This window comes from Paracoccus sp. R86501, assembly GCF_042466435.1.
GTDB lineage: Bacteria > Pseudomonadota > Alphaproteobacteria > Rhodobacterales > Rhodobacteraceae > Paracoccus.
On sequence record NZ_JAXHPZ010000001.1, the window covers coordinates 2275944 to 2290396 of the forward strand.

The following is a 14453-nucleotide window of genomic DNA, read 5'->3' on the forward strand; positions in this document are numbered from 1 at the left end:
ATTTGAACAGTTTTGCGACTGAGCTAGGTGTTTGATCTTGGACTTTGATGGTGCACTGTTTTCCTTGGAATGGAAGGATGCGCTATGGGTCAAATTCTTCACGGCAGCGCCACGACGACTGAGGCAGTCCGTCGAGCAATACAGAATAGTAAAGAAAGCCTGAGGACGCTTTAGACGCGTTACAGCATCAACCAGAAGACGGTCGCGAAATGGCGTAAGCGGACCTCGGTTGCGGATTTTCCGACCGGTCCAAGGACTGCCAGGTCTACAATTCTTACGATTGATGAAGAGGCGATCATCGTTGCGTTCCGGCGCCATACGCTGCTGCCATTCGACGATTGCCTCTATGCGCTCCAGCCGAGCATTCCACATCTGACACGATCATCGCTACACCGTTGTCTCCAGCGGCATGATATCAGCCGACTGCCCGAAGTCGCCGGCGACAAGTCTGTGAAGAAGGCGTTCAAAGCCTATCCCATCGGCTAGTTTCACGTTGATATTGCCGAGGTTCAAACGGCTGAAGTATGAGGAGGGACAGACAACAGTCCAGTGGACTGTTGTCCCGACGATTGGCTTTATCTCTTCGTCGGCATCGACCGCACGTCGAAGTTTGCTTATGTTGAACTGCATCCCAAAGCGGGAAAAATGGCTGCCGCAGATTTCCTGCGCAATCTTATTTCTGCAATTCCCTACAGCATCAACATTATCCTGACTGACCTGCCCCCTGCTGGTCCCTCATTCATAACGAGAGTCTGCAGGTTGGATCTGGGTATTCGGTTGCTCTTCCTGGCGCAAGTGCGCCGGGCGCGGAGCCCTCAAAATGCTCAAGCGCACGGCGCGCTTGCTGCGGCGTCTGGTTACCCAAGGACGAGTGCGGCCTGACCGTGTTATAGTCGTAGCGCCACAGGGCCAGCTTGCGCCGCGCGTCATCCAGGCTGTCGAAGATTTCCTCGTTCAGCAGTTCATCCCTGAGGCTACCGTTGAAGCTTTCAACGAAGGCGTTCTGCTGTGGCTTACCCGGATCGATGTAATGCCACGACACCTCGTTCTCGTCGGCCCATTTCAGGATCGCCCGACTGGTGAACTCGGTTCCATTATCGCTGACAATGCAGCCTGGCTTGCCGTAGAGCCGGATCAGGGCACTGAGTTCCCGGACGACCCGTGCGCCGGACAGGCTGGTGTCCGCGACAAGGCACAGGCATTCACGCGTGCAGTCGTCGATCACGGCGAGGATCCGGAACTTCCGCGAGGCACCGAAGCTGTCGGAGACAAAGTCCAACGACCAGCGCGCGTTGACGCCCGCAGCCGATGGCATCGGGATTCTTGTGCCACGCGCTCGCTTGCGACCGCGTCGTTTTTGCACGGACAGCCCTTCCTCGCGGTAGATCCTGTAGAGCTTCTTGTGGTTCATGATCATGCCCTTGCGTTCTAGAAGCACGCCGATCCGGCGATAACCGAACCGACGTCGCTTTCCGGCGATCTCCTGCATCTCCTTGCGGATCTCGACACTGTCCGGCGGGCGTTCTCGCCGGACTGTCTTTGGATCGACACCGACCAGCCTGCAGGCTCGGCGCTGCGAGATATCATGATCCCGTATCACCCGAAGCGCCGCGTCTCGCCGTTTGATCAATGTCGTCAGCTCTTTCCCAGCAGGTCTTTTAGGACGACGTTGTCCAGCATGGTATCGGCCAGCAGGCGCTTGAGTTTGGCGTTCTCGTCTTCGAGCGATTTCAATCTGGCCGCCTCGGACACCTCCATCCCGCCATACTGGGACTTGAACTTGTAGAACGTTGCAGGGCTGAGGCCATGCCTACGGCACACCTCTGCCGTCGGCATGCCGGCTTCCTGTTCCTTGATCATCCCGATGATCCGCGCCTCGGTGAAACGGCTCTTTCTCATGTGTCTGCTCCCTAAGAGTTGGCGCAAACTCTACATTACGGTGAGGGATTTCGCGGGGGGCAGGTCATGACCGATCGAGCCATTGGAATGCCATTGGTCCGAAAGACAATGGTGAGGGGCATCCAGTTCACGAACCAAAAACATCATACATCTGCATTCACGCATATTTTTGATCGCGTCTGTCACGAGTATCAGATTGACCACCGGCTGACTAAGATCAGACACCCTTGGACCAATGGCCAGGTCGAGCGAATGAACCGCACGATCAAGGATGCGACCGTGAAACGCTTCCACTACGACGGCCACGATCAGCTCAGAAGTCATCTCCACACCTTCATCAACGCCTACAACTTCGGCCGACGACTGAAGACGCTTAAAGGCCTGACACCCTATGAATTCATCTGCAAACAATGGACACTCGAACCCGAAAGGTCCACCCTAAATCCGATCCATCAAATGCCGGGACTGAACACGCCAGAGCCAGTATGACCGGCCCGCGATCATTACAACGACTTCGTCCAGATGCCAGACATCGCCGGGGCGCGGCTGCCGCCGCCGTAGAACGTGGGCGATCAGGGGGCCGAACTTTATGGTCCAACGCCGGATCGTTTCATACGCAACATCCACGCCACGTTCCAGCATCGGCTCCTCTGCCTCACGTAGGCTCAAGTTGAACCGGACGTAGAGCCAGACAACATGAGCGATGATCTGAGGCGGAAACCGGTGGCGTTTTTAGCTGATCTTCTGTGTTTGCATCGACACCGCCTACGCCCAGATCAATGCACCAGCAACCTCAGGCCCGTTAACGTGACGACACTCCCCTAACACTTAAGTGATAAGAAAACAGTTAGTATGTAAACTATCATTCATGTATTGAAAGGGAATGTTGGGATTCTAAACATGTGAATGCCCTTAAAATAGATCCATTTTGTGAACGACCGCACCACAGCCTAAAAATGAAAGATTATGAACAAATGACACGTCTTCTCTGTAAAATCGTAATCTTCAGATTTGAAAATTTCAGATGTTGTGGGGTTAGGCGGCATTCAATGCGTATAACAATGTCTCAATCTTTCTTGGCACTGATCATTTTTGGACTGCTATGGTCACCGGCTTTTGCACAAAAGATGTTTTCTGGCGATTCCCAACCGCCGATAGAGGTTGGAGTGGTCGCTCTGACAAAACAGGATATACCGCGCACATATACCATCCCAGGTCGGGCGGTTGCCCATGACCAGGCAGAAATCAGGCCGCGGGTTGAGGGCATAATCGAAAGCATCGATTACGACCCGAACTTGCCGATCAAAGTTGGTGATCCATTATTTATATTGGACGATGCAAGCAAGGTAGCTGCTGTTGCCTCTGACGAAGCAGAGGTCGCCGCTGCAGAAGCCGATCTGCCCGTTGCGCAGGCTGCCTATGATCGTGCTGCAAAGTTAGAAGGTTCCGGCGTTTCAGTGGCCGACGTTGAGCAAGCCCGGTCCACATTGGCCAGTGCAAAAGCCACACTAAGTGCGGCACAGGCAGCACTCGATTATTCAAATGTTGAGCTGTCCTGGACCACCATTGCAAGTCCACTTGACGGCTTTGCATCGGCACCAAACTTTTCTGTTGGAGACCTTGTAACAAGTGGTCAATCAGATGCGCTGACAACGATCACCAGTCTTGATCCGATTGATGTGGACATTCTTGAGACCAGCGCACGCATTCTCAAGGTTCGCCGTCAGGCTGAAGCCGGAATACTTAAGATGAATGATCGTATTCCTGCGTCATTAATCCTTGAAACTGGCGAAGTATATAAAACGACAGGATCACTGATTGCACCTGCATACACGGTATCTACCACAACAGGTACGGTTGCCTTGCGCTTTCAGTTCAATAATCCAGAAGGCATAATCCTGCCCGGTATGTTTGTACGTGGCACTGTCGAGCTGGGGACAATTAACGCACTTCTTGTGCCGCAGCGGGCAGCAACGCGTGAAACTAATGGCAGCCTTTCTGCCCTTATCGTCGGGGATGACGATACAGCACAGACAATTAACTTTGAAGACGAGGGCAGCTGGAATAATAGCTGGATCGTAACTGAAGGTATCGAGCCGGATACGCGGGTTATTGTTGACGGTCTGAAATTTGTGAAGGCCGGCGCAAAAATAATTTCTATTGACGCCACGGTGGATGAAGACGGGCTTGTTCAGGACAACTCTGACGCGTCAGCGACGGAGGAGTAATCGAATGGCAAACTTTTTTATCAACCGCCCCGTCTTTGCGTGGGTGCTGGCAATTATAACAATGCTCTCGGGTGTGTTCGGGATCATGTCACTCCCGATTTCGCAATATCCTGATATTGCGCCAACGACTGTACGTATATCTGCTAGCTATACTGGTGCATCGGCCCAGACCGTTGAGAACTCTGTTACGACTATTATCGAACAGGGTATGACCGGCCTTGATGGCCTGACTTATATGACTTCCAGCACCTCTGAAGGGTCTTCCAGTATCTCGCTGGTTTTCGACGACACTGTTGATGCCGACATTGCGCAAGTACAGGTGCAAAACAAACTACAGCTTGTCGAAGCAAACCTTCCGGACACTGTGACCAATAGCGGCGTTAGCGTTACCCAATCCACGTCATCGATTTTGCTGGTTGGTACGCTGGTATCGGATGATGGCAGCCGAAGCTCTGTCGAACTAGGCGACCTGGTCGGACGACTGATCGAAGATCCCGTACAGCGATTGGAAGGGGTCGGATCCATCAACAGTTTTGGCACGGAATACGCCATGCGTGTTTGGTTGGATCCCGCTCGCATGTTCCAATATCAAATCTCTGCTGATGATGTGACCGCCGCAGTTTCAGAGCAAAATACAAATGTTTCAGTGGGATCTCTGGGTGATCAACCCGTCCGAAAAGGTCAGCAATTTACGGTTTCACTTAGCGCACAATCGCAGCTTTCAACGGTCGAGGATTTCGAACGTATTTTGCTGAAAACCACCGAGGACGGCTCTACAGTCTATCTGGCAGATGTTGCTACGGTTGAAATTGGCGAAGAAGACGCCTCTCTTTCAAGCCGCTTCAATGGTAAACCTGCGGCAGGATTCGGTGTTAATCTGGCAACGGGAGCGAACGCCGTTGATACGGCAGAGCGTGTGCGCACCCTGCTGGACAGTATCGGTGAACAGCTTCCGATAGGGATTAGCGTTCAATATCCCTTTGACACATCGCCGTTTGTGGAAGAGTCAATTACGCAAGTCTACCATACCTTGGCCGAGGCTATCGGTCTCGTGCTGCTCATTATCCTGCTGTTTCTTCAAAACTGGCGATCCACTTTGATCCCGATTATTGCTGTGCCCGTGGTCTTGCTTGGCACCTTCGGAATGCTCGCCTTCCTCGGTATGTCGATCAATACGCTGACGATGTTCGCACTGGTTCTTGCTATCGGGTTGTTGGTGGATGATGCGATCGTGGTCGTGGAAAACGTCGAGCGGGTCATGAGCCAGGAAGGCTTGTCACCGCTAGATGCTACCAAAAAAAGCATGCATGAAATTTCTGGCGCTTTGGTCGGGATCGTTACGGTACTGTCAGTGGTATTTTTGCCGATGGCATTTATCGAAGGCTCAACTGGCATCATTTTCAAGCAGTTTTCAATCACCATCATCACAGCAATGGTCCTGTCATTGTTTGTCGCGCTGATCCTGACTCCGGTCATGTGCGTGCAATTTCTGAAACCCGCGCATGAAAAAAATCCGCCTGCACCACTGCGGCTGTTCAATAACGGAATTGATCGCCTTACAGGCGGCTATGTCAAGGTTGTAGGGCGCCTGATAACGCGCCCCGCCCGTATGCTGATTGTGGTTGCAATAGCCTCAGGTGCTTGTTGGTGGACCTATAGTAACCTGAATACGGGTTTTTTGCCGACGGAAGATCAGGGTGTCCTGATGACAATGGTAACCTTGCCAGAAACCGCTACCACCAGCCAAACCGAAGCTGCGGTGAAGTCTGTCGAAGATTACTTGCTGACAGAAGAAGCCGATACTGTTGAAAATGTTTTTGCTACATTGGGATTCAGTTTCAGCGGCAGCGGTCAGAATGCAGCCCAAATATTCATCAAACTGAAAGATTTCGATGAGCGTACAGATGCGGCGAGTGCACTTGCCGACCGTGCGAACAAGAAGTTTGCTAACAGTCGTCTTGGCCAAATTCTCGTTTTGCAACCGCCTGCCATTCAAGGGCTGGGCAGCGCATCAGGTTTTACAATGTATCTGGTAGATCAAGCCGGAAATGGTACAGACGCCCTGAATGCGGCTGCAAACGAATTAGTCGCTACAGCGCAAGAGGATGGTCGGGTCACAAACATCCGCGGTAATGACAATGAAAACCAAGCGTCATTGCAGATGGACATTGATCAGGAAAAAGCCAAGGCATTCGGCCTGTCTCTGTCGAGTATAAACTCGGCCCTGACAACAATTTTTGCGGGCACTTATGTCAATGACTTCACTCTGAACGGCGACTTGCGCCAAGTCATGGTGCAAGGTGCAGCAGACTGGCGGATGCAGCCTGACGACATCGATACATGGTATACAGCCAACGATAGCTATGAAATGGTGCCATTCGCTGCCTTCCTGACCCAAAAATGGGTTCAAATTCCACCGAAGCTTGAACGATATGGCGGCACACGTGCGCTTGAACTTTCCGGTGCAGCGACAACCGGCATTAGCTCGGGCGACGCGATGAATGCAATGTCCGAAATGGTTTCAGAAATGGACGGCGGGTACGCGACAGCATGGACGGGATTGTCGTATCAAGAACGCCTATCGGGCAGCCAAGAGCCAATGCTCTACAGTTTGTCCGTATTGATCGTCTTTCTCTGTCTAGCGGTGCTTTACGAAAGCTGGACAGTACCATTTGCAGTTCTTCTTGTCGTACCTATCGGTATTCTGGGGACATTCTTGACGACGTCTTTATTCGGTCAATCAAACGACATCTATTTCAAAGTTGGGATGCTGACTACCATCGGCCTCGCAGCACGAAACGCGATCCTGATTATTGAATTTGCAGAAACCCTGCGTAAATCGGGAAAAAGCGTAATAGATGCGACCATGACATCGGCCCATCAACGACTACGTCCTATTCTGATGACAACATTGGCTTTCGGGTTTGGTATCATACCACTTGTCACAGCTAGTGGAGCAGGTGCTGCTGCACAAAAATCAATCGGCACAGGTATGCTTGGGGGAATTGTTTTCTCTGCAACTTTCGGGATCGTTATGGTGCCAGTGCTTTATATAGCCGTACTAAAAATAGTCGGAAATTCAGATAATTCCGTCGCAGATGCGTAACGAAACCATTGATATAATAAACCTGAAGTGAGGTAATAATAGCCGTATCATGTTGGCTGGGACTGTTGCATTATCAACTGACCTAGCCAGTTTCAGAGCCTTGAGGTCGCGCATGCCAGCACAAATCCGTTCAGACATCATATCATTCTATGGGTAGTGTCGCAAAGTTTGCTGCGGGTCGTGTATGGACAGTTTTCGATGATATCAGGCTGCCAATGCGGCAAACTGCTGCGCCGGTCTGAGGTTGTTGTCTCCAAACTGCCCTTTACGGATCATGTGCGCTGTTTCGATTCCGGCAAGTGTCGCTTGGGCTGAATGAAACGCCTTGAACCGCTCCGGGTTTGCCGGAGGCTCCAACTCCTGAGTAGGATGGAGCATCATGAGCAAGACGACGAACAAATTTTTCCCCGAAGTGCGTGAGCGTGCGGTGCGCTTGGTCCTCGACAATGAGGGCCAGCATGGATCGCGCTGGCAGGCCGTCATGTCGATTTCCGCGAAGATCGGCTGTGCGCCCCAGACCTTGAACGAGTGGATCAAGAAGGCCGAGGTCAACAGCGGCAAGCGGGCTGGCATCCCGACCGACATGACCGAGAAGATGAAGGCGCTGGAACGGGAGAACCGGGAGCTGCGTCAGGCAAACGAGATCCTGCGCAAGGCGAGCGCATATTTTGCGATGGCCGAGCTCGACCGCCGGTCGAAGTGATGGTCGGCTTCATCGACGATCAGCGTGAGGCGCACGGGGTCGAGCCGATCTGCAGGGTTCTGCCGATCGCCCCATCCACCTACTACGATCACCTGGCGAAGCGGGCCGATCCGGCCCGGTTGTCGGATCGTGCTCGGCGCGACGCAGTCCTGCGGCCCGAGATCGAGCGCGTCTTCGAGGAGAACTGGAGGGTCTACGGCGTGCGCAAGGTCTGGCGTCAGCTGGATCGGGAAGGCTTCGATGTCGCCCGTTGCACAGTCGCCAGGCTGATGAAGGACATGGGTATTCAAGGCATCATCCGCGGCAAGCCGCACAGAACGACGGTGCCGGATAAAAAGGCCCCATGCCCTTTGGACAAGGTGAACCGGCAGTTCCGCGTGCCGGCGCCGAACATGCTCTGGGTCAGTGATTTCACTTACGTCGCCACTTGGAGGGGGTTCGTCTATGTCGCTTTCGTCATCGATGCCTACGCGCGCCGCATCGTTGGCTGGCGGGCGAGCCAAACAGCGCACGCAGGCTTCGTTCTCGATGCCCTAGAACAGGCTGTCCACGATCGCCGCCCAGTCAAGGGCGCGGGGCTCGTCCACCATTCCGACCGAGGGTCGCAATACCTGTCGATCAAATACACTGAGAGGCTCGGCGAGGCCGGCATCGAACCTTCCGTCGGCAGCGTCGGCGATAGCTACGACAACGCCTTGGCGGAGACAATCAATGGCCTGTTCAAGGCCGAGGTCATCCACCGTCGCGGTCCTTGGCGCAACTTCGAAGCCGTCGAATATGCCGCCCTCGAATGGGTCTACTGGTTCAACAACCGTCGCCTGCTCGAGCCGATCGGGAACATCCCGCCGGCAGAAGCAGAGGCAAACTTCTACGCCACTATGGAAACAGAAGCCGTGGCCGCGTAACTAACCGAAATCAGCCTCCGGCAAACCCGGCGCGGTTCATTGTGATCGCGCCTGAAACGCGACCATGACGCCGTTCCCAGCCGACGCAGATTGCCCATTGAAGGGGGATTTGACGTAGAAATCTGGCTGAACGGGGGGCTGACCTGGCACTGTAGGCAAGATGTAGCTCAGATCTCCTTGATACTCTTCGAGCCCGTAGCCCAGAGCTGGGAGGAACGCCGAGTAGAAGCGCTCTGCCTTCGCGATGTCGTCTGCTCCAACGGTGACGTAAGCTATCATATTGAGGTTTTCCTCCAAGATGTTCGGCGTTGATGGTGGGATCACCGTTCGATGACAGAATAGCACAATCGGAAGCTGCCATTGTAGTAGCCGCAGCGAAAGCTCACTTTGTCCGCAGAGCAGACTGTGACCCGACGATCTCGCTGCGCCCGGCACGAACGTCCGGTCTGGGGAAGCTTCACCGCAGCGCTAGTCAGAGACCGACTGGCAGCTTTGGGCCGGTCTTACTTATGGGAATTCGCTGCGGCTGCGAAATGCTGCAACCGCTCGCTTGGTAAAATGGGCTCTAAGCGGGCAATCGCTGCGCGGCGCTCGAAGGTCCGCTATGGGCCGGGCCTTGCCCACGTGAACCGTGGATTGGGATAGGGCGTCGCGCCTGTTTACAGCCTCCCGACCCACATCTTAATCACGCGGCATATCTGCGGCGCGAGACACCCATAGAGTGGTTCACTGCTCCGACACGGGGGGAAAGCTGATAATGATTATCCTTCGGCTGACGGGAAGGCGAACTTGCTGATTACCCCGTTCGCAACCCTAAGCACCTTGCGCGGGTTGCCATCGCCGAACTGGCTGAACGCTCTGGCGAATTCCTTCTGATCCTTCTCTGGTCCTGTTCCTCGTGAGATTATGTGTTCCCATAGTCCTGAGATTAGATAGGCTTGATGGTTGTAGCCTCCGTCTTCCCTTTCCAGCATTTTCGGCTCTATGTCATAGAAATCGTGAACTTCCTTCAAAGACAGGGTGTCGGAAAGAGCCTTGTTTGCAAGTCCCGACGAAGTGAATCGAAAGAGGATCATTGATATAACAATCTCTCTGTAACCCCAATAATATTTAGTGAACACTTCGGGGTCGATCAAAGCAAGCTGACTTAGAAGTTGATTGACATCTCGCATCGTCAACTGATTGGTCTTTGCCACCATTTCCAAATGCGTGCTGAACTTATCCACGGCATTTCTTTCGATGCCCATCTGTGGAGCCATCTGAGTGAAGTAAGATAAAGCTAAGGGCTTTGCGTTGTATTCGCCTATCTCATCTGGCAAATGAACAGAAAGAGATACGAACCTACGCAGGTACCGCTCAGCATCAATACCGGAACCGTACCTAGCGCGTACGCTGTGTGCCAAGGCTTCGAGATTTACGCCGAGCACAAAGTGAACATTCGGAACTGAAAAGAAGTGCTTAACGACCTCAAGTAAGGCTAAAGCGTAATCCGGCCGACAGCGATCGAGTTCATCAACGACAACGACAAGCGGAACAGGGCCCGCGCTTCCGTCAATTTCTATCATCGTTAAGTCGATTAGAGCGGCCCGTAACTGTTCCATTGCCGCCCTCCTTCCGTCCTCCCTCGCCCAAAATGCCTCGGCAGCGGTTTGAATTTCCTTGCTGGCGGCTTCAGCAGCAGCGTCGATCAAAGGACCAGCAACCTCTGTTACGCCACCTGATGCTACTGCCAAACCAATTCGTCCGGCCGGCTTAGCAAGCTTCGCTGCGGCAGCTTTGACTCTTTTCCAGATTTTTGCTTCGGCTTTCTTTGGAAGCTGGTCCCCGATAACCCCCGTCAGCGCGATCAGTGGATCATCCATGAAGTCATGGGCAAATGCGTCGAAGTATACAGTTGTCGCCCGCCCATCGTTTTCAAGCCTGTGAGCGGCGATCCAGCGCTTCAGAAACCAAGTTTTTCCACTACCCCACCCTCCATCAAGCGCGATGACCAAGGGGTCTTCTATCCGTTCGACCAAGTTGGACAAAGACTTGCTCGTTCCAAGCCGGTCGAAAGGATCGTCGGCTCCAAAGCCTGTCTCGTACAAGATAAGCTCCGCATCCGGGGGATACAGTTTCATATGTCATGCCCTTAGCCAAAGATCGAAGAAAGCTAGCATGCTGAGATCAATGAAAGAAAGGGATCCCATGCATGACAGCGTGTATATTTCTTAGGCTAATGGGACGCAGAAACTCGCGGCAGAAAGGTTCCGCACTGCTAACTTTTCCCGTCCAGTCTTGCTGCACAATGTAACGAAAGGCCGGTTCGGGGAAGCTGCACTGCAGCGATAGCCACGCCTGCGAATGACCGCTTTGGGCCGAAAGCGCGTGTCCGGGGCTCCCGCGACCTCGCGGCGTCGCCAATGGCGGCAGATTGACGTGGTATGTCAAGAGCGCTCCGCGGTCATCTGCATAGATGGCATAACGCTGACTTGCCGTAGCGCAGCCAACCAAGCAAAGCTTTCACCATGAGGGACCTGGGCAATACTGGAAACCGACATAAAGGGCGCGCATTGAAATCTACGACTATAATCTGTCTGGCTTTGTCATCGGTCGCGTTAGCAGTGTGCGCTGCCACTCCACCGGAGACAAAAATTGAAGAAGCACAAACTCTTCAACGGTCCGCAATGCTATCCGAACTTTCGAGCGGGCAGGAAATTCTCCTGAACGATCCACGGTTTGACGGTTACGCGCAAGTCTGCCTCGTTGGCTACGATTTGATTGGAGAGCCTTTGCCGCGCTGCAAGGGAGCGAAGGAAAGCAGCGTGCTTGCTGTGCCGGTGTCGAACGCTCCCTGTTTGGAATACGTAGGGCCCCAGGATCTCAAAGGGAGAGAATTGAGCGTGCTGATGGATGGAGAGGCGTATTGTAAAGACGTTGGCTCCAACAGTTCGCTTTCCATCGTCGAAGGGTGGGACGGTCTAACCCGTGACCGTATCGACTTTGACATTCGATAAGAGCAACCCGCACTTGGTCCCGCAGAGCGACCAGTGACCTGTCAATCTCGCTGCGCCGCGCATGATCGTCTGCTCTTGGGAAGTTGCGCTGCAGCAGAAATGCCGTCCCGACCGGCTGCAAAGGGCCGAAAGCGTCATTCCTCTCTGAATGCGACGGCACTTACATCCTCGCGCCAGTAGACCCGGCTTAGTTCATGGGGCATCGCCAACAGAGCTACGCTGGCATTTCTAAGCTTCATCGAAAGCGCCCCTTGTGGGCGCTGTGTGACCGCGGCCAGCTGACCTAAGGATATGAAGGTCTCTTGGAACTGCTTGAGGCTATTGGCCGTGACTACGGTCGTCCCTCGACGATAACGACAAGATGCAGCCAGGCCGCACAGCAATCCGTGCTGAACCAAATACGCGACGGTTTTAACTGTAACTCGTAGCCTCCGAGCAGCCTCGCTGACGGAAATAAGGCTCCCGCATTGCGCATTCTCTTCATCTGCAGCATTGCGAGATGAATACCCTGCGGCTCGGAAGGACGTCTTTTCGCGCTCGTAGGCGTCGAGCATTTTTTGGGTCACGAAGCTCATTGGCATGATATCGCCAGCTGCGTCACGCTCTGCGAGGCCACGTGAGACCAGATCTTCTGCGTTACGCTTGGCATACCCCTCCAGCGAGAGTGACTGTTGTTCGTTTAAGGAAGCGATTCCATCCGAAGCCACCCCAAGAACGAGCACACCTTTTCTGACGGAGAAGTTGCTGAATACGTGCCGCCGCACGACGTCACGCAGGGGCTCGAACTCATCACCGAGACCTCGACTTTTCAGCCATGCCATCCAAGGCCCGAAGAGCCGACCAAAGAATCTACTATCTACCCCGTCTTCACGGGCCATCGCGGCAAGGCAGTCAGAAAGGGCCAAGGGGCCATCTTTCAGAATGTCGTAGCCCTGAGCGCCATAAGTCATCCATTCGGCCTCGCTATGCCCCTTCAGCGCAGCGAGTGGCCCTTTCGCAATGCGTAGGCCCAGCACTTCACATGCGCGGGACGCCACGTTGAGTTCCAGCCGGTCAAACCATCGCTCACCCCGCCCGTTCAGGATGCGGTTGGTCAGGTCCAACTCGAAAGGACTGGCGTTCGCTTGCGCCACCGGTTGGTCCAGAATCCAGCCGTGATACTTCCGGAGCTGCGCTGCAAAATCTTTAGCATCCTTGTAGAATTTCTCGGCGGGGAGGCACACGAGCATGCATTCGTGATCCGCGCAGCTTCTGATCGACGAGAATTTCCAGTGGAGGCGACGTGGCAAGCGCCATGCCTCGGCTGCGGATGGAACCGCCGCCCTGACACATTCCGGACAAACCCGGACGCGAGCGCGCTGAAAACTTTGAAGAGAGGCAAATTCATCCCGCAGGCGAAAGTGGCCATTGCTAAGATAACGGATGGACACTCTTCCCAATGCGGCCGCATCGCACCCGGCCAGCTGGGCCAATTGCTCGATAGCAACCTTTTCACCACGAAAGAGAGGATCGACGGGAAAAGCAATGTCACCGCAAAACTGCAACATGGAGCGGGCCCCATTCCTAGCCGCAAGCCGCGACAGCAAGGAGGATGCCGGCTCGAACCCAGCATGCGACACCGTCAGCGGCAAACGCGAAAAGTTCGTTCCGGGGGTGGCAGGTAGGCTCTTGGCCAAACGGTTCTTCCGCAATCGGATAAAGACAGGACTGGCCTGACCTTACGATCGCAAACCCCACTGGGCAACGCGACTCTGATCTCTGAAAGGTTCGGCTTTTGGGTCAGCTATCTGTCACAAAAGTCGGTTTTGTCTGGCAACTGACAAAAAGGGAAATGGTGCACCCGGAGCGATTCGAACGCCCGGCCCCCAGATTCGTAGTCTGGTGCTCTATCCAGCTGAGCTACGGGTGCAACATGACGGGGTGAATAGCCTCCATAGCCGCGGGATGCAAGAGACGAAAAACGCCCGCTTCCAGATGGCGACGGGCGTTTGTAACAGAAGACCCTGAAGGGATAATGCGGAATGTGTCGAATGCCATGCGGAACCGACTTTCCCGGCGAATTTCCTAAATCTTATCAGTAAGCCGTGCCAATCAATTCCGACCGAAACTGACCTTTGACACCCAAGCGGCAGAAGGCTCTGCTATGTAGAGAAAGCGAGCATCGCTACCGGGTCGGCTGCCATCATGCCTCCTGACGCTTGCGGCCCATATCCGCCGGTCATCCTTAGCCGTTCGCTGCGGGGCGGTTTTTATGAAGCGGTCGTTCGCGGCATCAATAAGAATTAGATAGTCTGGAGGGCGACACTATTAGTGGTACCGGACATGATTAAAGTTCGCTCGAAACCTTAGCTGGATAAAGGCCCTGCTGCATAGCAAGGAATGCCTTTCTCACCGCTTACAGCCCTCCCAATCGGGCCTTTCCCTCGCCTACGTTCCCAAATCGAGCTATCAGAAATGAACCCAGCTTCTTAGTGGCAAGTTCAGTCTCGCCCCGCGCTTCATAGGCACCCGGGAATGCAAGCAGCAATTCCCGCATGTCAGTTGTTTTGGACCTGTCTCGGTTTTGTGCCGCCCCAAGTGCTCGTTTATGATTTAGCTTTGTTCAGGCCTTGATCT

Annotated in this window: 7 protein-coding genes, 1 tRNA gene, 5 pseudogenes and 1 other annotated feature; of the genes and pseudogenes, 6 read left to right on the forward strand and 7 right to left on the reverse strand. The window is 53.9% G+C overall.

What is annotated here, in order from left to right:
- Positions 1–186: 186 nt before the first annotated feature.
- A pseudogene (locus tag SJY40_RS11035) lies at positions 187–717 on the forward strand (IS481 family transposase); the annotation flags it as partial.
- A gap of 22 nt (positions 718–739) precedes the next feature.
- On the opposite strand, the gene SJY40_RS11040 reads toward SJY40_RS11035, so the two are convergent.
- Positions 740–1899, reverse strand: a protein-coding gene (locus SJY40_RS11040) for an IS3 family transposase (RefSeq protein WP_378943025.1) whose coding sequence is annotated in 2 segments (ribosomal slippage) — positions 740–1650 and positions 1650–1899 — 1161 coding nt in all. Because the reading frame shifts where the segments join, the coding sequence is not laid out codon by codon here.
- A gap of 120 nt (positions 1900–2019) precedes the next feature.
- Between SJY40_RS11040 and SJY40_RS11045 the strand changes: the two are divergent.
- Positions 2020–2388: pseudogene (locus tag SJY40_RS11045) on the forward strand (integrase core domain-containing protein); the annotation flags it as partial.
- Here the strand turns inward: SJY40_RS11045 and SJY40_RS11050 are convergent.
- Positions 2356–2607 (reverse strand): annotated as a pseudogene (locus tag SJY40_RS11050) (IS6 family transposase); the annotation flags it as partial. The pseudogenes SJY40_RS11045 and SJY40_RS11050 sit on opposite strands and share 33 nt — an antisense overlap.
- A 248-nt stretch (positions 2608–2855) precedes the next feature.
- Between SJY40_RS11050 and SJY40_RS11055 the strand changes: the two are divergent.
- Both SJY40_RS11055 and SJY40_RS11060 read left to right on the forward strand, forming a co-directional pair.
- Entirely contained in the window at positions 2856–4127 is a 1272-nt protein-coding gene (locus SJY40_RS11055; RefSeq protein WP_378946255.1) for an efflux RND transporter periplasmic adaptor subunit, read from the forward strand.
- A 4-nt stretch (positions 4128–4131) separates the two neighbouring features.
- On the forward strand, positions 4132–7233 hold the full coding sequence (locus SJY40_RS11060) for an efflux RND transporter permease subunit (RefSeq protein WP_378946258.1): 3102 nt from the start codon (positions 4132–4134) through the stop codon (positions 7231–7233).
- 204 nt (positions 7234–7437) lie between these two features.
- Here SJY40_RS11060 and SJY40_RS11065 read toward each other — a convergent pair.
- A pseudogene (locus SJY40_RS11065) lies at positions 7438–7563 on the reverse strand (IS6 family transposase); the annotation flags it as partial.
- Between the two features lie 49 nt (positions 7564–7612).
- Between SJY40_RS11065 and SJY40_RS11070 the strand changes: the two are divergent.
- Positions 7613–8841 (forward strand): IS3 family transposase gene (locus tag SJY40_RS11070; RefSeq protein ID WP_378946261.1). Its coding sequence is split into 2 segments (ribosomal slippage): positions 7613–7901 and positions 7901–8841, totalling 1230 coding nucleotides; the frame shifts between segments, so codons are not numbered across the junction.
- Positions 7894–8010 (forward strand) — a sequence feature (AL1L pseudoknot). It overlaps the preceding gene by 117 nt.
- Before the next feature lie 39 nt (positions 8842–8880).
- On the opposite strand, the pseudogene SJY40_RS11075 reads toward SJY40_RS11070, so the two are convergent.
- Together SJY40_RS11075 and SJY40_RS11080 are read right to left on the reverse strand one after the other, a co-directional pair.
- Positions 8881–9120: pseudogene (locus SJY40_RS11075) on the reverse strand (VOC family protein); the annotation flags it as partial.
- 482 nt (positions 9121–9602) lie between these two features.
- The gene (locus SJY40_RS11080) at positions 9603–10961 is read right to left on the reverse strand and encodes a P-loop NTPase fold protein (RefSeq protein ID WP_378946264.1); all 1359 of its coding nucleotides are present in this window, start codon (positions 10959–10961) and stop codon (positions 9603–9605) included.
- Positions 10962–11507: 546 nt separating this feature from the next.
- Here SJY40_RS11080 and SJY40_RS11085 point away from each other — a divergent pair.
- A complete protein-coding gene (locus SJY40_RS11085; protein WP_378946267.1) occupies positions 11508–11837 on the forward strand; it encodes a hypothetical protein in 330 nt (109 codons plus the stop codon).
- A gap of 134 nt (positions 11838–11971) precedes the next feature.
- On the opposite strand, the gene SJY40_RS11090 is transcribed toward SJY40_RS11085, so the two are convergent.
- The gene (locus SJY40_RS11090; protein WP_378948398.1) at positions 11972–13456 is read right to left on the reverse strand and encodes a TniQ family protein; all 1485 of its coding nucleotides are present in this window, start codon (positions 13454–13456) and stop codon (positions 11972–11974) included.
- A gap of 213 nt (positions 13457–13669) precedes the next feature.
- Positions 13670–13746 (reverse strand) — tRNA-Arg (locus SJY40_RS11095).
- Positions 13747–14453: the final 707 nt, after the last annotated feature.